We start from the raw sequence: 19,264 nt of genomic DNA, 5'->3' as shown, positions 1-19,264 counted from the left end.
TCAACCTCACCAATGCTTTTGTTTAGTATGACGAGTCAGCCTGCTCACTCGTCAGGCTTAACTCCAGTATATAAAGTTCGATACGTTTTTGCCTAACCTAATGTAAAGAAGTTTAAAGAAAATACACTACCCGGAGAGATTTTTCAGATAAAGAAAAAGGCGGCTTTCGCCGCCCCAGTCTAATGATAAAGCAGAACTTATTTTGCCGGATGACGCGTAAACGCTTTATCCGGCCTCTGTTCGCGATAATTTCAATACGTCAGGAAATCATCCAGGTCTGATAAGCGAAACAAACGCCATCAGGCATGCCACCGTTTCTGCTGTGTTTAACTCGCTTCTGAAGGTGTATCTTCCGTCTGCGTGCCGGGAAGCGTTTCCGGAAGTTGCGGCGCAAAGCCACGCAGTCCGACAACATGAACGTGCTCAGTATTCTGAAACACTTTACGCACCAGTTTATACGTCGTGCCCTTCTCCGGACTGATGTTTTCCGGCGCCGCGATGATGAGCTGCATCTGTAAACGTTCGCACAGTTCAAACAGCGTGGCGATAGAGCGCGCATCCAGACGCGCCGCTTCATCGAGGAACAGCAGGCGACATGGCGAAATATCTTTCCCGCGCAATCTGCGTGCTTCGTCTTCCCAGCTTTGTACCACCATCACCAGAATCGACATCCCGGTCCCGATAGCTTCCCCGGTAGACAGCGCGCCGGATTCCGCACGCAGCCAACCGTCTGATCCACGGTTAACTTCGACTTCCATCTCCAGATAGTTACGGTAGTCCAGCAACTCCTCGCCGATAGTCTGCGGCGTGCGTTGCCCCATATCGATCTGCGGATTCAGGCGCTGGTACAGTTTCGCCAGCGCTTCGGAGAAGGTCAGACGATTGCTATTAAACAGATCCTGGTGCTGCTCATGCTGTTCTGAAAGCACATCCAGCAGGGTGGCATGCGTTTCACGCACGTTGACGTTTAACCGCACGCTATTCACCTGTCCAAACGAGACGCTTTGCAAACCCTGGTTCAGCATTCGGATACGGTTCTGTTCGCGCTGGATAGTCTTGCGGATAATGTTCGCCACGCTGCGGGAACTGATCGCTAGCTTTTGCTCACGCGACGTCAGCTCTTCCGTCAGACGGCTCAGTTCAATCTCCATCTGTTCAATGGCTTCAACAGGATCGTCGGTACGAATAATATCCTGACGAATACGTTCGCGCAGATGCTGATAAACGGCCACAAAGAACTGGATTTTACGTTCCGGGCGTTTTGGATCTTCCGACAGGCGCAACACGTCGCGCAGATGTTCGTTATCCGCGACCGCCAGGCGCAGCGCGCCCAACGCCTTATCCGACATGGAGCGCAGTTCATCCGCCGACAGATAAGCCAGCTCACGACGGTGCAGACGACGTTCCACGCCATTGTCTTTAACCATCCGCATGACTGCGCACCAACCGGCTTTCGCGGTCACGACCTGCTCGCGCATTTCATGATAATCGCGCTCCAGCTTGCGCAGCTTGCGGGTCAGGTTATCCATCTCCGCTTCGCAGAAGGTGAGCGCTTTCTCAAGCTGATTGCGACGCGAACGGTTATTGCTCAACTGGGCGTGCAGTTCATCCCGACGCTGGCGGGCGCGCTCTTCCGCCCCGCTGTCGGCGCGAACGCCAATATCCTGTAATTCGCGCTGCAAATCGTTAAGCAGCTCTTTTTTCGTGTCGTAAGAACTTTTTAGCGAGGCCAGAACCTGACTGTACTGACTTAGCTGCGCAGCATGGCTGCGCAGCGCTTCGCGGGCGCGGGTACGCTCGGCTTCCGCCTGCTCCAGCCGCTGGCGCAGCTTTTCATTGAGATCGCTGTTGCCGCTCAGCATTTCCGCCGAGTCGGAATAGCTGAAATGCGCCCGACGTTCGACAACTTCAGCCAGCGCAAAAGCCTGCTGGCGCGCGTCGCGCTGCATTTGCTGCGACCATGCATAGTCTTCTTTTAACTGCTCAAACTGTTCCGGATCGCTTTGCAGAACGGAAACCACTGGCTCCAGTCTGGCTAACTGGTTGCCATATTGCTGCACAAATCGCGCCGCTTCTTGCGCCTCATCCAACCGCTCCTGAATTTCATCGACCCGATCGGCCAGCGTTTCATCGGCCAATAAATTCAGCCGCGGCAGCAAACGGTTAAGCGCGGAAACGCCCTCTTTCGCCTGCTCAAACTGAATGCGCTGCTGCTGGTTGTCGTTTTCATGCGTCGCCAGCGCGCGCTCCAGCTCGACGCGACGCCCGTTCAGTCGGCGAATTTCCGCTTCCGGATCGTCCTCAAAGGCGACGGAAAGGTGACTGCCGATAAAACGGCTGAACGCCTGGTGCAAACGCTGGGTTTTCTGAACGTCAAACGAGAGCGTGGCAAAGCGCTCGGAAAGCACTTCCCGTTCCGCATGGAGACTTTCAATACGGTTCTCGCGCGCCGCACGGCCAAAAATAGGCAGCGACGGGAAGCGCGAATAACGCCACTGACGATCGGCAATTTTCACTACCACCGCCTTTTCCAGCTCGTCAACGCTGAATACGCTGTCATCAAAAGACTGCGGATCGCCTTCGATCAGGTACAGATCTTCCGGGCAATCGGTCAGACCTTCAAGCTGTTCGGCTATTTGTGATAAATCCGGCACGACGATCGCATGGCGCGACGGGCCATACAGTGCGGAAAAGTACGGCGCATCTTCAAGGCTGACATCATCGTAGATTTCCGACAGTAATACCCCGCCAAAACGCTCCGCCAGCGCATTCAAACGCTGATCTTCCGCGCCGCCCGGCTGACTTAAACGTTCGATCTCTTCATCAACCGCATTTTTACGCGCGCCCACTTCGTCGCGTTCGACAATGGCTTCGCGCTCACGCTCCAGTAACTGTTGCAGGTATTCTGTCACTTCCTGGCTGGACGTAAACTCCTCGCCGCACTGTTCGCTAAGCTGGTTAAGGCTGTTTTGCGCCGCCAGCCAGACGGGCGCACGCTGCATCAGATGTTGAATACGCGACTGAAGCTGCTCCTGCTCCTGACGCAAGGTCATACGCTGTTCGCTGGCGTTAGCCACGTTGTCAGACAGCGCCGCGATGCGCGCTTCAAGCTCCTGATGCAGCGCTTCCAGTTCGTCAATATCAAAATTTTTGCCCTGTCGCTTACAGAACTCCGCCAGCAGATGTTCCGCCTCTTGCTGCTCGCGCAGCCGCTGTTCCAGTTCGCTCAGGCGCATCCGCAGCGGCTGTACCTGCTCCGCCAGATGACGCTGGTTCACGCCGTCCCGTAACAGCTCGCGCGCCACGTCCCAGGCTTCGCTACGCGCCAGCGGGCCGTTGATCGCCGCAACCAACTGGTAAGCCTGCTCAAACTGGCTGTGCGCGGTTTGCGCCACGCTCATTTTTTGTTCCAGCGACAGCAGTTTTTCCGTAGCTTCCTGCTCTTTTGCCTGGAAAGTATTCAGCCATTCGGCGGCGCTTTCAGGCGTTAGATCCGGCAGATGGCAAATTTCTTTGGCGCGGGCGAGCGCGGATATCGCCTGGTTATACTGAATCGCGCGCGTTTGCTGTACATCCAGCGCCTGCTGGTAATCCGCAAGCTGACTTTTGAGTTCATCGACTTCCAGCTCGGCGGCTTCGGCACGCGCTTCATTTTCGTCCTGCATTTCGGCAGCTTCCGCCACCACTTCGTTTTGCTCTTCAAGTCGAATCTGCAGTTCTTCAAGATCCGCTTCGTAGCGTTCAATTTTTTCCTGCTGGCGCAGCGCGGTTTGCACCAGGTTCAGGTGATCGCTCGCCGCCTGGTAATCCGCTTCAAGAGAACCTTCGGCACCGTTATGCTCACCCAGCTCGCGAGCCATATCGACATGCTTATACTGCTCCGCCGCCAGTTGCTTGCGCGATGTGTACAGTTCGCGTCGAAACGCCAGCGCCTGATCAAGGTGAACCCGACGCTCATTGGCGTGGCGCATATAATCCGCAGCCACATAATCGGTGGCTTCGCTGATCAAATGCTTAAACAGATCGCGATCGGATTGGGTAACGCGGATCGCTTCCAGCGTGAGCCGGTTCTCGCGCAACGCCGCTTCCATATCCTGGAACGCCTTGCGCACGCCGCTGTTTTCCGGCAATAAATAATCGCGTAGCGATCGGGTAATAGCACTGGAGATCCCGCCGTACAGCGAGGCCTCGATCAAACGATAGAATTTACTGCGATCCGACGCTGAGCGCAGACGACGAGCGATAATCCCTAAGTCAAACATCAGCGAATGATAATCGGTGATGGAGTTAAACTGCTTAAACTGCACGCCTTCCATCTCGTCAAGCTTGTCTTTCAGCTCAGCAAGCGACAGTACACGCGCCTGACGTTCGTTTAATGTCTCTGTCACCAGTTGCGTCGGCTGTACCGACATCGGCAGTCCCTGAATAGCGAACGGTTTAATGTCCACTTTGCGATCGCGCCCGGCGACCTGCTGCAGACGCACGCCGACCACCACCCGCTGATGGCGGGAATTAATGGTGTCGAGCATGGAGTAACAAACGCCCGCCTTCAGCTTACCGTGCAAACCTTTATCGCGCGAACCGCTGGTGGCGCCGGCTTCCGTGGTGTTACGAAAGTGCAGTAATGTGAGATCCGGAATCAGCGCCGTGACGAACGCCGCCATCGTCGTGGATTTCCCGGCGCCGTTACCCCCGGATAACGTCGTGACCAGTTCATCAAGGTCAAAGGTACGGGCAAAAAAACCGTTCCAGTTAATCAGCGTTAGCGAGCGAAATTTACCGCGTTCAATCATTCTTCTTCCTCTCCACTGTCCGGCTGATTCTCTTCGGTCTCATCATTAAGTTGCAGATGGTTTTCAATTGGCATCGCTTCTCCGTCGCGGATAAGACGACGCTGCGCCTCGCGAGGATCGTCGCCGGCGCGTACATCCGCGCCAAAACGGAAGACCGATTCTGTAATGCGGAATTTGCTGCTGTCGTGGCCCATAAACCACACCATGCCCAAACGACGCAGGCGGTTCAAAGAAGAACGTACCTTTTCCTGCAGTTTCTGGCGATCGACGTCAGATCCCGTCGAGCGGTTATTCACCAGCTTTAGCAGTTTGGCTTCGTCCGCCAGGGTAAGCAGCTCGTCGTACAGCTCCTGCTGGGTAAAAATCCCTTCGTTCGCCAGACGCTCCGGGCTGAGATAGAGGTAGCAGAGAATTTTACCGACCATCATATCCAGTTCGGATAACACCGAGCGCGGGATAAGCGTGGTGGAACGCGGACGCAGGTAGAAAAACCCCTCCGGCGCACGAATCAGCTCCACGTTATAACGCGCGTAAAACTCTTCCAGGTATTCCTGAAAATCCATCAGAAAGGCATGATTATCCAGTTCGTCCAGCCCGATGTGGCGGCCCGAACGCAATGCGCTATCCAGCGCCGGAAATAACGGATTCGCCAGCGCCTGCGCCAGCTTAACCGGCATCACTTGTTCAATATTTGTCAATGACATGCGCCTGTACCTTGGCTCCGTAATCATTAATCGGCTGCCATTTGGCTGGCAGTCCGGTGAAATCTGCTTGCGCTACGCCAAGACGTACCGCTTGATCGATAACAATACGCGCCACGTCGAAATGACGCGCGCGCGGGTATTGCGCCAGATACTCACGCACCACCAGTCCAAGATCTAGTGGCTTTTGTCTGGTTTTGTAGATAGCCAACTGTTCTTCGATAATGGCCGCCAGTTGCTCACGGATCTCGTTAAACTCTTCATATTCCAGATCCGGCGGCAACTCCCCGGTGACTTCATCGTCACGCAACGCCATCTCTTCATCGCGCATATCCAGCAAACGATCGGCATTCGCGTAGGTTAGCGCCCACGGTTCATCGAAATACGTTTGCACAGACTGACGCAAACGCTGGGCGAAGACACGGTTTTTATCCATATCGATCGCGGTACGGATAAATTTATGCACGTGACGGTCGTAGCCGATCCATAAATCGATAGACTGCTGTCCCCAACTGATAATACGGTCAAGTTTGCTTTGCAGGTCAAAGACCAGCTTGTCGACAAAATGCAGATCGTCGTGGGACATCGTGGCATCCTGAATACGCAGCAGGTTAGCCTGCAGCTTATCGCCCGCCGCTTCCAGCGTATCCTGCAATTCACGCAGCGTACCGGACGTTTCGGAAAGCAGCAGTTCACAACTCGAAATCGCCGCGCGCCAGTCTTTATTCAGCAGTTGTGCGATATCATCTTTTACCTGCTGCTGCTGCTCATCCATGATGCGCTGAGTCAGATCGATACTGTCGAAAATTTCCGCCACCGAATATTTCAGCGGCGCGTAGACATTACGGTGCCAGTGGAACTCGTCGCCGCCCTCTTGTGCCGCATCCGCCGCGCTTTTCAATTCGCCTGCCACAATTGATAGCTGCATGGAGAGACGTAATGTAGAGAACTCCCGCTGGCGAATATAATAATCGGTGATGCCAATTCCCAGCGGCGTTAATCGGTAAATCGCATTGCCTTCCGCCTGCTCGCTGGTAAAGCGGTTCAGCAGACGTTGACGCACCATATCGTTAATCGCGTTATTAGCGCGCACGCCGATGGTTTCGCTGGTTTGCTCAAACGCATCACTCACATGGCGGAATGCATCCACCAGCTCGCCTTCACTCATCTCGCCGTCAAGGCGTTCGCCGTTCAACGTGGCGACCGCCAGCAGGAAGGAAAGCCTGTCTACCGGCAGCGAGATGGAAAAGTCGTTTTTTCTGGCCCAGGCAACCAGTTCGGGGACTGTCTGGGAAAATTCACTCATAGGTTATCCTTGCATCTGCGGCTAGCGCCGGGCTTTTAATCGCGGTGACATGAATGTAGCGCCCAAGGCTAATATACGGCTCCTGGCGGCAATAACGCGTTTCCAGTTCGACCAATGTCTCATAACAGTCACGCTGTTGGTGCTTTTCACGCAGATAATCATGAAACACACGCACGCCGGTTTTACCGGTAATCTGCCAGCCAATCGCCTCCAGCCACTGGTACACCTGCGCGGGGTCGCGCGGGTAGTCAGGCGACAACGTGCGCTTCTTGCGTTTAGGCATCCCCGCCTGCACGTAGTCAAAATTACCCGCCACCATATTGTGCATCAGCAAACCGTTAGCGTTATAGAACATTAACGACAGTGCGCCGCCAGGGCGCAATACTGACCAGAGCGTTTCTAATACGCCGACAGGATCGGCTACCCACTCCAGCACAGCATGAAACAATATCAGATCAACCGGGCTTTCCAAATGCGCAGCGACGTCCTGAGCCGGGCATTGTATAAAATGCATGTCTTTGCTCACACCTTTTGCCTCGGCCGCCTGCCGCGCGCGGGCGATCATTTCACCAGACAGATCGCATAACGTCACCTGATGACCGCGCTCCGCCATCTTAATCGCCGTTTGCCCTTCGCCACCGCCAGCATCCAGCACCTGCAATTTTCGCCCGCCGAACGCCTCCAGCACGCGATCCAGGTCTTGCCACAGAATGGCTTGCCGCAGTTGCCCTTTGGTTGTGCCGTAAATGTTACGGGAAAACTTTTCAGCAATGTCATCAAAATTGCGATCCTGCATCGGACTCTCCACAGGCTGGCTCAGGCGTTATCTGATAAAACCGCTATTTTGTCACAGCCACGGCGAGAATGAACCTGTCTGGTGTAATATCACCGTTAATCCTCCGCTATATGGTTAAAAAAGGAACCAAAAAGGATGCTTTTTACGCTAAAGAAAGTGATTGGCGGTATGTTGTTGCCGCTCCCGCTGATGTTGCTGATGATTGGCGTCGGCCTGGTGCTGGTCTGGTTTAGCCGCTTTCAGAAGACCGGAAAAGTATTTATCAGCGTAGGTTGGCTGGCGCTATTGCTATTAAGCCTGCAACCCGTCGCTGACCATCTGCTGCGTCCGATAGAAAACCGCTACCCCACCTGGCAGGGTCCGCAAAAGGTGGAGTATATTGTGGTTCTCGGCGGCGGTTATACCTGGAACCCGCAGTGGGCGCCGAGCTCTAATTTAATTAACAACAGTTTGCCGCGGCTTGCGGAGGGCATTCGACTATGGCGAGCGAATCCGGGAGCAAAGCTGATTTTTACCGGCAGTGTAGCAAAAACCAATACGGTAAGCACGGCGGAAGTCGGCGCGCGAGTGGCGCAGTCGCTGGGCGTACCGCGTAGCGATATTATTACGCTGGATAAGCCAAAAGATACGCAAGAAGAAGCCGCCGCCGTTAAGCAGGCCATCGGCGACGCACCTTTCCTGCTGGTGACATCCGCCTCGCATTTGCCACGCGCGATGATCTTTTTTCAGCATGTCGGGTTGAACCCGCTTCCTGCGCCAGCGAATCAGTTGGCGATCGATTCGCCACTCAATCCCTGGGAGCGGGCAATTCCGTCCCCGGTCTGGCTAATGCATAGCGATCGCGCTGGGTATGAAACATTAGGACGACTCTGGCAATGGCTGAAAGGGGCATCAGGCAAGCCAGGGGAGCAATGATTTCGCCGCCAGATCAAAATTGGTACGGTTAAAACGCCCGGTATTCACCAACTGCGCAACCTCGTCCCACAGCACATAGAGCCAACGCCGCCAGATGAATGACTCCGCCACTGGCGCGCGTTGCAGATAATGCCAAAGCAATCCCTCCGCCAAGGGATTATCCATCAGGCGAAACAGTTCGAACTCTCTCGGCGCCCACAGCATCAGCCCGGGGCCGACCATCGCCAGGAGCTGATCGCTACGGGCGTCTTTAAGCATACTGCGCAGGCAGAAGTTACCATGCACCAGTACGCAGTTGTCATTAAACCCCTCAAATAACGAAGGAAGACACTCTCTGGTGCGAAACAGAATGCGTTTGTCCTGCATCGTTAAGCCGGTATTGCTGAACTGGTTTAGCGTCGTCCACAGCACCTCCACCCGCTGGCGATACCAGGAAGGCCAGATATTTTCCTGAGTATGGTCTACGGCGCCAACGCAACCGCGGCTATCCTGCCGATGCCAGGCTAGCAATCCTTCAACAATCTGATCTTTTAGCTGTTCCCAGCGTTCCGGCGTGCGCGCTGGCGCCTCTACCGACACGCCGCGCAGTCGTTCCAACAGCAGCACATCCGGACCAGGATGCTCTTCATGCGTCAATACGCCATAGATTACCGGCATCCTCACCGTACCGCTACGCGCCAGCATTGAGGTTTTCCATGCCAGTTGCTGCGCCACGCCGGGAGTTGTAAAGCTTCGCGCCATCAGCGGCATCGGATTTCCCTGGCTGTCATATAATGACCACAATGCGGAATCCGCTTTCTCATTTACACACTCTATACGGCTAAGTTTTTCACCCAGTAAATGGCTGAGTTCGGCCCGCAACTGTTCCATTCCAGATTACCCCCATTAGTGCTACTGCTTTAATAATGAGCGTCGTATGGACAGATGTCACCCGTATGAGATCAAGAGAAGAAAAGAAAAATGAGGAAAATCGTAACGGTACGAGAGAAGGGTCACTGGCGAGCAGACGTGAGTATTCATCTTTGCGCTACCATACAGGGCTGTTCATGACCGTCTGCGACGATCATGAACAGGGTCATATTAACGCATTTCGGCGCGAACGCGCTCAAGGTCGTCGGCGGTGTCTACGCCCGTACCAGGCACCGCTTTGGCGACAGCGACATGAATTTTTTCGCCGTACCACAGCACACGGAGTTGCTCCAGCATTTCAATATGTTCAAGCGGGCTGGGCTGCCAGCTCACGTAACGGCGGATAAAACCCGCGCGATAGCCGTAAATGCCCAAGTGGCGCAGGCAAGTATCCCCTACCGTTTCCAGACTTTTTGCAAAGCGATCGCGATCCCAGGGAATCGTCGCCCGGGAGAAGTAGAGCGCATAGCCTTCGGCATCCAGCACAACTTTCACCGCATTCGGATTAAATGCCTCTTCGGCGCTGTGAATCGGCGCCGCCAGCGTCGCCATGCCAACCTGGCGCTGCGCCAGATTTTCTGCGACCTGGCGAATAATAACCGCCGGGATCATCGGCTCATCGCCCTGGACGTTCACAATAACGGTATCGTCGCTGAATCCGCACTTCTCTACCACTTCCGCTAACCGTTCGGTACCGGACTGGTGATCGGCGCGCGTCATGCACACTTCGCCGCCAGCCGCGTCTACCGCATGGGCCACATCTTCATGATCGGTCGCGACAATAATGCGTTCCGCGCCAGATTCGCGCGCCCGCTCCAGGACATGAACAATCATGGGCTTGCCATTGATATCCAGCAATGGTTTGCCTGGCAGTCGGGTAGATGAAAAACGGGCCGGAATGATCACGACGAAACTCATGATTTACTCTCATCAGATGTCAGGGAGCGAGCTTCATTTTCCAGCAATACAGGAATGCCGTCGCGTAACGGGAAAGCCAGATTATCCAGTTTGCAAATTAATTCTTGCTTTTCCTGGTTGTACCAGAGTTTGCCATTGCATACCGGGCAGGCGATGATTTCAAGCAGACGATGATCCATAGTTCCTCCAGATGGACCGGATTGTGAATCCTTCAATATTAACATAATCGGTTATGGTGCAGGGTCTATTTCCCAGCCGTGACGCATGCCGCTAAACAAGCCTGGCGGACATTGTCCCAACGTCACGCGCGATGCCCGTTGCCAGGTGGCAAACGCGCTAATGGCCTGCAAAATTCCTTTTTGCAGACTAGCGCCAGGGCGAATATCGTCCTCCAGATACAGCGAGATGACCTCAAGCACCCCCGTTTTACGGTGCATTTTGGCGTCCATTCGCCCGACTAAACGGCCCCGGTATAATAGCGGCAGCACAAAATAACCGTACTGGCGCTTCGCCGCGGGCGTATAACATTCCAGCCGGTAGTTGAATGCGAAGAGCTGCGCTGCCCGCTTACGATCCCATACTACGGGGTCGAAAGGCGACAGCACTGCGCTATGGGTCGCCTTTAAGGTGTTATTCAGCGCCGGTTCAAGCTGCGAAAAAAGATCGGCATGAAGCCACATCCGCCCCAACGTTTCCACCTCGACCGGAATAATCTGCTGCTGTTTCGCCCGGCTCTCCCGCCATCCCTTCAGGTCAGGACGTTTCAGGCGGTAGTAATCCGCCAGCCACTGTTCACGGAAAATCCCCAGACTGCGCGCGCTATTATCCAGCATCAGACGTTCCGCCTGCGGCTGTAACAGTCCATCGCGTTCATCATCCCAATGCGGCATCACACGGTACGTTAAATCATATACGCGTTGAAAATTACGCCGCTCAACAACCATGACCTTTCCGGCGGTAAATAATCCCTCAAGGTGGCGTTTATGCGGTTTCCATTCCCACCAGCCGCTGACACCTTTCTGCGCATGTTCAAAATCGGCAGAACGCACCGGACCGTGCTCCTGGATATGCCGCACTAGCTGTTCTATTTCTGCCTCATGGTCATGCATCCATGCCGCGCGATATTTCCAGCCCATCTTTTCCGGCGACAGCATACGATGACGGATAAGTTTGAAGTCGCGGCGTGGTAAGAAACAGGCCTCATGCGCCCAGTATTCCATCAGCTCGCCGCGTAGCAGCGCCTCATCCAGCCAGGCCTGTGGGTACGAGCCGAGACGGCTAAACAGCACCAGATAGGGGCTACGCGCGACAACATTGATGGTATCAATTTGCAGCAACGCCATACGTGAAATGGCGGCAAGAACATCGCCAGGCATCGCGTTACGGCGCGGCTTTTTCAATAGCCCCTGCGCAGCAAGATGGAGACAACGGGCCTGGGAAAGAGAGAGGTACGGCAATGACATTCATAACTCCATAAATTCATCACTGCCGCTGCATTAGGGTGCGCTAGCGAACCAGCGAGGTGATATGCTCAAGCAACTTATCAGGCTGCTCGCCGGACAAACGCGCATCAACCGGTAAAAACCACCAGTTTTCCTCGGCAAAAGCACGGCATTTCACCGCGTCTTTTTCCGTCATTACCAGGGTCTGCCCCTCGCTGACCAGAGCCTGAACCTCAGCAGGGGCAAGCGTCTGGTGATCCGCCAGCGGGACGCACTTTTGCGGATGCGCGCCGCAGGATTCCAGCGTTGCGAAAAAGCGCGGCGGATGACCAATGCCCGCCATCGCCACAATATTGCTCAGTTGCGCTACGTCGCAACGCGCTCCCGTACGTAAGTTCACCGCCAGTCCAGGCGCTAGCTGCATGGGTATTTCGCCCGCCCGGGCGACGCCGCCATTCACGATGGCGGCGTCCACGGTTTTCAGGCGACTGGCGCGTTCGCGCATAGGACCGGCGGGAAGCCACCAGCCGTTGCCAAATCGGCGCACGCCGTCAATCACCACAATTTCAATATCTCGCGCCAGTCGGTAATGTTGTAACCCATCGTCGGTGATAATGATCTGCACATCATGCGCCGCCAGAATCGCTTTCACCGCCGCGGCGCGTTCAGGCGCAACCGCGACAGGCGCACAGGTCCGTTGATAGATCAATACTGGTTCATCTCCCGCTTCTGCGGTTGTCGTCTCCGGCGTCAGGAGTAGCGGATAAGCCGCGGCTTTCCCGCCGTAGCCACGAGAAACGACCCCCACGCGCATGCCACGCCGTTGCAACTGCTCCACCAGCCAGATTACCACCGGCGTTTTACCGTTACCGCCGGCCGTGAGATTCCCTACCACAACCACCGGTACCGGCGCTCGCCAGGCGCGTCGAAGACCAAGCTTATAGCTCAGACGAATCGCCCCGCTCACCAGGCCATACAACCAGGAGAGCGGCAGCAGTAACCGCCATAGTGGAGATTCACCCGACCAGATACGCGCAATCATTGGCCAAATTGCATCTTATGTAGCTGGGCGTAAACGCCGCGTTGCGCCAGCAGCTCGCTATGAGTGCCGCGCTCAACGATAATGCCGTCTTCGACCACAACGATCTCATCCGCCTGTTCAATGGTGGAGAGACGGTGCGCAATCACCAGCGAGGTACGGTTTTTCTGCAGTTCATCCAGCGCCGCCTGAATCGCACGTTCAGACTCGGTATCCAGCGCGGACGTGGCTTCATCAAGGATCAAAATCGGGCTGTCGCGCAGTAAGGCGCGGGCAATCGCGATACGCTGGCGCTGACCGCCGGAAAGCAGTACGCCATTTTCGCCGATGATGGTATCCAGACCATTATCCATCTTGTTGATAAAGTCCATGGCATAGGCCATGCGCGCCGCCTCTTCAATCTGCTCGCGGCTGTATTCTTCCGTCCGTGCATAAGCAATGTTATTGGCGACCGTGTCGTTAAACAGATGCACGTTTTGCGAAACCAGAGCCACCTGATTACGTAGAGAGGCCAGAGTGTATTCGCGCAGATCGTGACCATCCATCAGGATGTGTCCTTCATCAATATCGTAGAAGCGCGTGATCAGGCTGGCGATAGTCGATTTACCCGATCCGGAACGCCCCACCAGCGCCACGGTTTTCCCGGCAGGAATTTTCAAATTGATGTTACGCAATGCCGGAACTTCACGGCCCGGGTAAGTAAACGTCACATTGCGGAATTCAAGATCGCCGGTCGCGCGGTCAATGACACGTTTACCTTCATCTTTCTCCTGTTCGCTGTCCAGAATTGCAAACAACGTCTGACAAGCCGCCATCCCACGCTGGAACTGCGCGTTAACGTTTGTCAGCGATTTTAACGGACGCATCAGCGCGATCATGGAGGAGAACACCACGGTGATGGTCCCAGCCGTCAGGCTATCCATTACGCTTGGGAAGCTCGCTGCATAGAGGACAAACGCCAGCGCCAGCGAGGCAATGAGCTGAATGATAGGATCGGAAATTGACGAGGCTGAGACCATTTTCATGCCTTGTAGTCGCATCTTATTGCTGACTTTATCAAAGCGTTTAGTTTCGACTTCCTGACCGCCGAAAATCAGTACCTCTTTATGCCCTTTTAACATTTGTTCGGCGCTGGTAGTCACTTGTCCCATCGTGTTCTGCATATTTTTACTGATGCTGCGGAACCGCTTTGAGACAACGCGAATCGCAATCGACACAATCGGCGCTAAAACAACCAAGATGATCGACAACTGCCAGCTGTAATAGAACATCATGATAAACAATCCGATGATCGATGCCCCTTCACGCACCACGGTAATCAGCGCGCCAGATGAAGAAGAGGCAACCTGTTCTGAATCGTAAGTAATACGCGACAGCAGCGTACCGGTAGACTGTTTATCAAAGAAGGCGACGGGCATTCCCATCATATGGCCAAACAGGCGACGGCGCATGGTCATTACCACCTTGCCTGACACCCATGAAATACAGTAGCTGGAGACATAGCTGGTGATGCCTCGTAATACCATCAGCCCAATAACCACCAGCGGCATCCACAGCAACACTGAGCGATCCGTTTTACCGAAACCATCATCCAGTAATGGCTTGAGGAGCGATAACATGAAGGTATCGCTGGCTGCGTTGAGAATTAACGCTATGCCCGCCACGATCAGACCTGCTTTAAAAGGCGCTATGGTTGGCCACAGTCGGCGGAAGGTCTGCCACGTAGAGAGATCTTTATCGTTATGCATTCAAAAAACCAGCATTTGTTGAAATAGCCGCATATTCTACCCGTTATCCTCGGGCACGCCAAACCACTGATGATACCAACGAGGTAAAATTTGATCCCGTAAGCCTTGTATGCGCCAGCCCTGCGGAGAAAACCGCAGCGAAATTTGCCCCTGGTGGGGTGTATCAAGCCACTGATACGCCTGCTGTCGGTAGCGCTGTTTTACCTTACGTGACGGCAGCCGCCATGCGTTATAGCGCGAGGCGGACGCCAGCGCCGCTTTACCATGTACCCGCTGAATAAGCGGTAGCGACGACGACGTATTACTGCCATGATGCGGCACCTGGATAAACGTCGCCGTAAGATGTCGCCAGTAACGACTTAGCATTTTTTGTTCAGCGCCCGCTTCAATATCGCCCGTGAGCAGGATGCTGTGTACGCCATCATCCACTTTGACCACACAAGAGCGGTTATTTCCTCGATCGGTACTTTCGCGTAACGGCCAGTGCGCCTGAAACGTCAGCCCCTGCCATTGCCACTGCTCGCCGCGAAAACAGGGCAAATGTCCCTGCCAGCCTAACGGGCTGCGAATCCACATTGACGGCCAGACCCGCTGTAGCGAACGCAGCCCGCCCCGATGATCCAGATGCTCATGACTCAAAATAACACCCTCCGGCGTCAGATTATGCCAGCGCAACCAGGGAATAATAACCTGTTGCCCGCTATCGCCCTCCGGCCATGCCCGGCCGGTATCGTAGAGTATGACTTTATCGCCCCTGACGATCGCTATCGCCAGCCCCTGACCGACATCCAGCATATGCACCTGCCATCCGCTGGCGTTTATCGGCCGCCAGAGTGGCCAGCTCATCAGCAATAACCCGCATAAACAGACCGCCGGCCAGGTACGCCAGACATTTAATCGCCACGCGATAAGCGTTAACCAGGGCGATAGCGTCAGCCACTGCCAACGGTTATCAATATTCACCCAGCCCTGCGGTAAAGCATTCAACAGGTAAAATAGCGCGGCTAACGCGCGATCGGTCAGGAACCATACCCACTCTTCAAGAAAAAGCGGCCCGGTTAAATGCAGAATCATTCCCGCCAGGATGAGCGGAACCGTCAAAAATGTGACCCAGGGTACGGCAAAAAGATTCGCCAGCATTGCGGTAACGCTTATGCCATGAAAAATCGCCACCTGGAGAGGCAAAAGCAGAAGTGTAATGCCTGCCTGTAGGTGAAGCAGGTTAAGCAACCAGCGTACGCCCCGTGGAAAATTTCCGTTTGGCGCAGGAAACCACTGATACCAGAATAACAGGCCGGCAACCGCAAATGCTGACAGCCAAAGACTTTGCGATATAACCGCCACAGGATCGGCGAAAATAATCGCGGCCAGACAGCAGCACCAGACTTGCCAGCCGCTCCACTGTCGTCCGCTTAATTTTAATCCTCCCCAGACGCTCAGCGCCGCCACCGTGCGCAGCGCAGGCGGTTGTAAGCCGGTAAGCCAGGCATAGCATATCGCGCAAAGAATGCCGCCCAGCAATGGCGTCTGCCAACGAATCCATCTGACCGGCAAAAAGAATTGTCCGCCACGGATTAATCCGGCAGCCAATAACGCGGCAAAAGCGATATGCAGGCCGGAAATCGCCATCAAATGGGCGGTCCCTGTATCGCGCATAATGGCTTTCACCTCCTGCGACACCGCTCCCCGCTCCCCCATTCCCAACGCCAGAATAACCTGCTGCCACGGATAAGGCGCAAGCGTAGCGCGAAGCGAAGCAAGGTAGCGCGCACGCAAGCTACACTCTGGGTTAATGGCTTTAGCCTGTAGAAAACGCCCGGTCAATGGTTGGTGCTGCGCCAACGCGTAGCGTTGGCTATCAAAACCGCCTTCGTTAAGCTGGCCGTGTATCGCTCTGACCTTCAGCGTCATCGCCCACTGTTGCCCGGCACACACTTCCGTGGGTAAGTACTGACCATACAGGACAACCCCTACAGCAGGAAAGAGCAGCTTTCCGCGCAAATGGGTAATTCGCCCATAATGGGTCGTCATATGATCGGTGGCGGTAATGACGACTGTCGCCTCCTGCGTCGCGGCGGGCAGGACGTTACCCGCCCAAATGGCCTGCCTGGCGGCAAATATTCCCCACAGGAAAAAGAGCAAGGTTAATGCCGCGTAGCGCGCATAGTGGTGAGGAATGAGGCAAAGTAAACATGCCAGACAAAACAGCGTCGCGAGAATCCACGTGTCGGGTAATACTGGCAATATCGTAAGTGGAAGTATGCCGCATACTACGCATACGCTGACCGTCGTTATCTTCATAGACACCTCCCTGTGCAGGAAAGTGTGCAGGTTCAGGACGCCATTGTCTGGTGGGGATTTTGTGCTATACGGCGCGGATTCCAGGTTTTTTACCCGGCAAATGTAAGGCGCAGCAAAAAATGCGAAACGCTTTCCAGTTTGCGCCTGACGGCGTATAAATGAAAAAAGCACCCTGACGGTGCTTTTTTCGGATTTAAGTTTTGCGTTAAAACTTAACCGTAAATATTGGCGCGATCGCGCAGTTCTTTACCTGGTTTAAAGTGAGGAACGTATTTTCCTTCCAGTTCCACTTTATCACCGGTCTTGGGGTTACGTCCGGTACGAGGCGCGCGATAGTGCAAAGAAAAACTGCCGAAACCGCGGATTTCAATACGCTCGCCCTGCGCAAGAGTCGAGGCCATATGCTCCAGCATCTCTTTTACTGCGTCTTCAACCGCCTTAGCGGGAATGTGAGATTGCTGGGTTGCAAGTCTTTCAATCAATTCTGACTTGGTCATGATTCCTCCGGTTCCTTAAAGGCAAATTTGGCTGCAGCCGTTAGATTGATTAAGGGCGGCCGTAGCCGCCCTTAGTGCTTGATTACAGGACGAATCCTGCAATCTGTCAAGTAAACTCGTTATACTTCGGACTAAAATGCCCGAAGTTCCAGAGAATTACTCGCCTTTAGCTGCTTTGAATGCTTCAGCCATTGCGTTGTTAGAGAAGTTTGCATCTTCCTGTTTGTTAACAGTTGCGATTGCATCTTTCTCGTCAGCTTCGTCTTTCGCACGAACAGACAGGCTGATTGCGCGGTTTTTACGATCAACGCCGGTGAATTTAGCTTCAACGTCGTCGCCAACGCTCAGAACCAGAGTTGCATCTTCAACGCGGTCACGGGATGCTTCAGAAGCACGCAGGTAACCTTCAACACCGTCAGCCAGTTCTACGGTTGCGCCTTTAGCGTCAACTGCAGTCACTTTACCGGTTACGATAGCGCCTTTCTTGTTCAGGGCAACCCAGTTGTTGAACGGATCTTCTGCGAGCTGTTTAACGCCCAGGGAGATACGTTCACGCTCTGCGTCAACCTGCAGAACAACTGCAGCGATTTCGTCGCCTTTTTTGTATTCACGAACTGCTTCTTCGCCTGCAACGTTCCAGGAGATGTCAGACAGGTGAACCAGGCCGTCGATGCCGCCGTCCAGGCCGATGAAGATACCGAAGTCAGTGATAGACTTGATTTTACCTTCAACGCGGTCGCCCTTGTTGTGGGTTTCTGCGAACTGCTGCCACGGGTTAGATTTGCACTGCTTCAACCCTAAGGAGATACGACGACGTTCTTCGTCGATATCCAGAACCATCACTTCCACTACGTCGCCAACGTTAACCACTTTGGACGGGTGGATGTTTTTGTTGGTCCAGTCCATTTCGGAAACGTGAACCAGGCCTTCAACGCCTTCTTCAATTTCAACGAAGCAGCCGTAGTCGGTCAGGTTGGTCACGCGACCGGTCAGTTTGGTACCTTCCGGATAACGTTTAGCGATAGCAACCCACGGATCTTCGCCCAGCTGTTTCAGGCCCAGGGATACACGGGTACGTTCGCGATCGAACTTCAACACTTTAACGTTGATTTCGTCGCCAACATTCACGATTTCGCTCGGATGCTTAACGCGTTTCCAGGCCATGTCCGTGATGTGCAGCAGGCCGTCAACGCCGCCCAGATCAACGAATGCACCGTAGTCAGTGAGGTTCTTAACGATACCTTTAACTTCCATGCCTTCCTGCAGGTTTTCCAGCAGCTGATCGCGTTCTGCGCTGTTTTCAGATTCGATAACGGCACGACGAGAAACCACAACGTTGTTACGTTTCTGGTCCAGCTTGATTACTTTGAATTCAAGCTCTTTGCCTTCCAGGTGCAGAGTGTCGCGCACCGGACGAACGTCGACCAGAGAACCCGGCAGGAACGCGCGAATACCGTTCAGCTCAACAGTGAAGCCACCCTTAACTTTGCCGTTGATAACACCGGTAACAGTTTCAGCATCTTCGTAAGCTTTTTCCAGCGTGATCCATGCTTCGTGACGTTTAGCTTTCTCACGAGAGAGCAGAGTTTCACCGAAGCCGTCTTCTACTGCATCCAGAGCAACGTCAACTTCGTCACCAACCTGGATTTCCAGTTCGCCCTGGGCGTTTTTGAACTGCTCAGCCGGAATGGCGGATTCAGATTTCAGACCAGCGTCAACCAGTACGATATCTTTATCGATAGCAACAACAACACCACGAACGATGGAACCCGGGCGGGTTTCGATTTCTTTTAAGGATTCTTCAAAGAGTTGAGCAAAAGATTCAGTCATGTTTAATCTTCAGGTTTCATATTTAACGTCCACCTGGCTCCGTGCCGGATGGGGTTGTTTAACATACCC

General features: G+C 54.2%; 14 protein-coding genes. 1 reads left to right on the top strand and 13 read right to left on the bottom strand.

The annotated features are described in order from the left end of the window. Nucleotides 1–326: 326 nt before the first annotated feature. Genes mukB through cmoM form a run of 4 tightly spaced genes read right to left on the bottom strand, consistent with a single transcriptional unit; the run spans nucleotide 327 to nucleotide 7,596 of the window. Nucleotides 327–4,793: a chromosome partition protein MukB gene (gene mukB, locus AC3G3F_RS12410; protein ID WP_488395072.1), complete on the bottom strand. Its 4,467-nt coding sequence runs from the start codon at nucleotides 4,791–4,793 to the stop codon at nucleotides 327–329. Further along, nucleotides 4,790–5,497, bottom strand: coding sequence for a chromosome partition protein MukE (mukE, locus tag AC3G3F_RS12405; RefSeq protein ID WP_023247052.1), 708 nt, complete (start codon nucleotides 5,495–5,497; stop codon nucleotides 4,790–4,792). The genes mukB and mukE overlap by 4 nt, the downstream gene beginning before the upstream one ends. Then, entirely contained in the window at nucleotides 5,478–6,800 is a 1,323-nt protein-coding gene (mukF, locus tag AC3G3F_RS12400) for a chromosome partition protein MukF (RefSeq protein ID WP_023247053.1), read from the bottom strand. The genes mukE and mukF overlap by 20 nt, the downstream gene beginning before the upstream one ends. Continuing rightward, nucleotides 6,793–7,596: a tRNA uridine 5-oxyacetic acid(34) methyltransferase CmoM gene (cmoM, locus tag AC3G3F_RS12395; RefSeq protein ID WP_023247054.1), complete on the bottom strand. Its 804-nt coding sequence runs from the start codon at nucleotides 7,594–7,596 to the stop codon at nucleotides 6,793–6,795. The genes mukF and cmoM overlap by 8 nt, the downstream gene beginning before the upstream one ends. Nucleotides 7,597–7,731: 135 nt before the next feature. Here cmoM and elyC point away from each other — a divergent pair, with 135 nt between their 5' ends. Beyond that, a complete protein-coding gene (gene elyC, locus AC3G3F_RS12390; RefSeq protein WP_023247055.1) occupies nucleotides 7,732–8,511 on the top strand; it encodes an envelope biogenesis factor ElyC in 780 nt (259 codons plus the stop codon). On the opposite strand, the gene AC3G3F_RS12385 is transcribed toward elyC, so the two are convergent. From AC3G3F_RS12385 to rpsA, 9 genes are all read right to left on the bottom strand, one after another. After that, complete coding sequence (locus tag AC3G3F_RS12385) at nucleotides 8,488–9,381, bottom strand: YcbJ family phosphotransferase (protein ID WP_053509624.1); 894 nt, start codon at nucleotides 9,379–9,381, stop codon at nucleotides 8,488–8,490. The genes elyC and AC3G3F_RS12385 overlap by 24 nt on opposite strands. A gap of 210 nt (nucleotides 9,382–9,591) precedes the next feature. Beyond that, nucleotides 9,592–10,338, bottom strand: coding sequence for a 3-deoxy-manno-octulosonate cytidylyltransferase (kdsB, locus tag AC3G3F_RS12380; protein WP_023247057.1), 747 nt, complete (start codon nucleotides 10,336–10,338; stop codon nucleotides 9,592–9,594). Then, entirely contained in the window at nucleotides 10,335–10,517 is a 183-nt protein-coding gene (gene ycaR, locus AC3G3F_RS12375) for a protein YcaR (RefSeq protein ID WP_000350056.1), read from the bottom strand. The genes kdsB and ycaR overlap by 4 nt, the downstream gene beginning before the upstream one ends. Before the next feature lie 51 nt (nucleotides 10,518–10,568). After that, nucleotides 10,569–11,801, bottom strand: coding sequence for a winged helix-turn-helix domain-containing protein (locus AC3G3F_RS12370; protein WP_063390304.1), 1,233 nt, complete (start codon nucleotides 11,799–11,801; stop codon nucleotides 10,569–10,571). A gap of 43 nt (nucleotides 11,802–11,844) precedes the next feature. Next, nucleotides 11,845–12,822 (bottom strand): tetraacyldisaccharide 4'-kinase, encoded by a 978-nt coding sequence (lpxK, locus tag AC3G3F_RS12365; protein ID WP_070804015.1) that lies wholly within the window; start codon nucleotides 12,820–12,822, stop codon nucleotides 11,845–11,847. Further along, entirely contained in the window at nucleotides 12,819–14,567 is a 1,749-nt protein-coding gene (msbA, locus tag AC3G3F_RS12360) for a lipid A ABC transporter ATP-binding protein/permease MsbA (RefSeq protein ID WP_023247060.1), read from the bottom strand. The genes lpxK and msbA overlap by 4 nt, the downstream gene beginning before the upstream one ends. A gap of 36 nt (nucleotides 14,568–14,603) precedes the next feature. Next, nucleotides 14,604–16,868 carry a ComEC family protein gene (locus AC3G3F_RS12355; RefSeq protein WP_488395069.1) on the bottom strand — a complete coding sequence of 755 codons (2,265 nt, stop codon included), beginning with the start codon at nucleotides 16,866–16,868 and terminating at the stop codon, nucleotides 14,604–14,606. A gap of 212 nt (nucleotides 16,869–17,080) precedes the next feature. Further along, nucleotides 17,081–17,365 carry an integration host factor subunit beta gene (gene ihfB, locus AC3G3F_RS12350; protein ID WP_000167332.1) on the bottom strand — a complete coding sequence of 95 codons (285 nt, stop codon included), beginning with the start codon at nucleotides 17,363–17,365 and terminating at the stop codon, nucleotides 17,081–17,083. A gap of 156 nt (nucleotides 17,366–17,521) precedes the next feature. Beyond that, a complete protein-coding gene (gene rpsA / locus AC3G3F_RS12345; protein ID WP_000140319.1) occupies nucleotides 17,522–19,195 on the bottom strand; it encodes a 30S ribosomal protein S1 in 1,674 nt (557 codons plus the stop codon). Between the last annotated feature and the right edge of the window lie 69 nt (nucleotides 19,196–19,264).

It is taken from the genome of Salmonella sp. FC25216, assembly GCF_057751355.1.
Note: the sequence above shows the minus strand (reverse complement) of the source record. Positions and strands in the feature narration are given on the sequence as shown.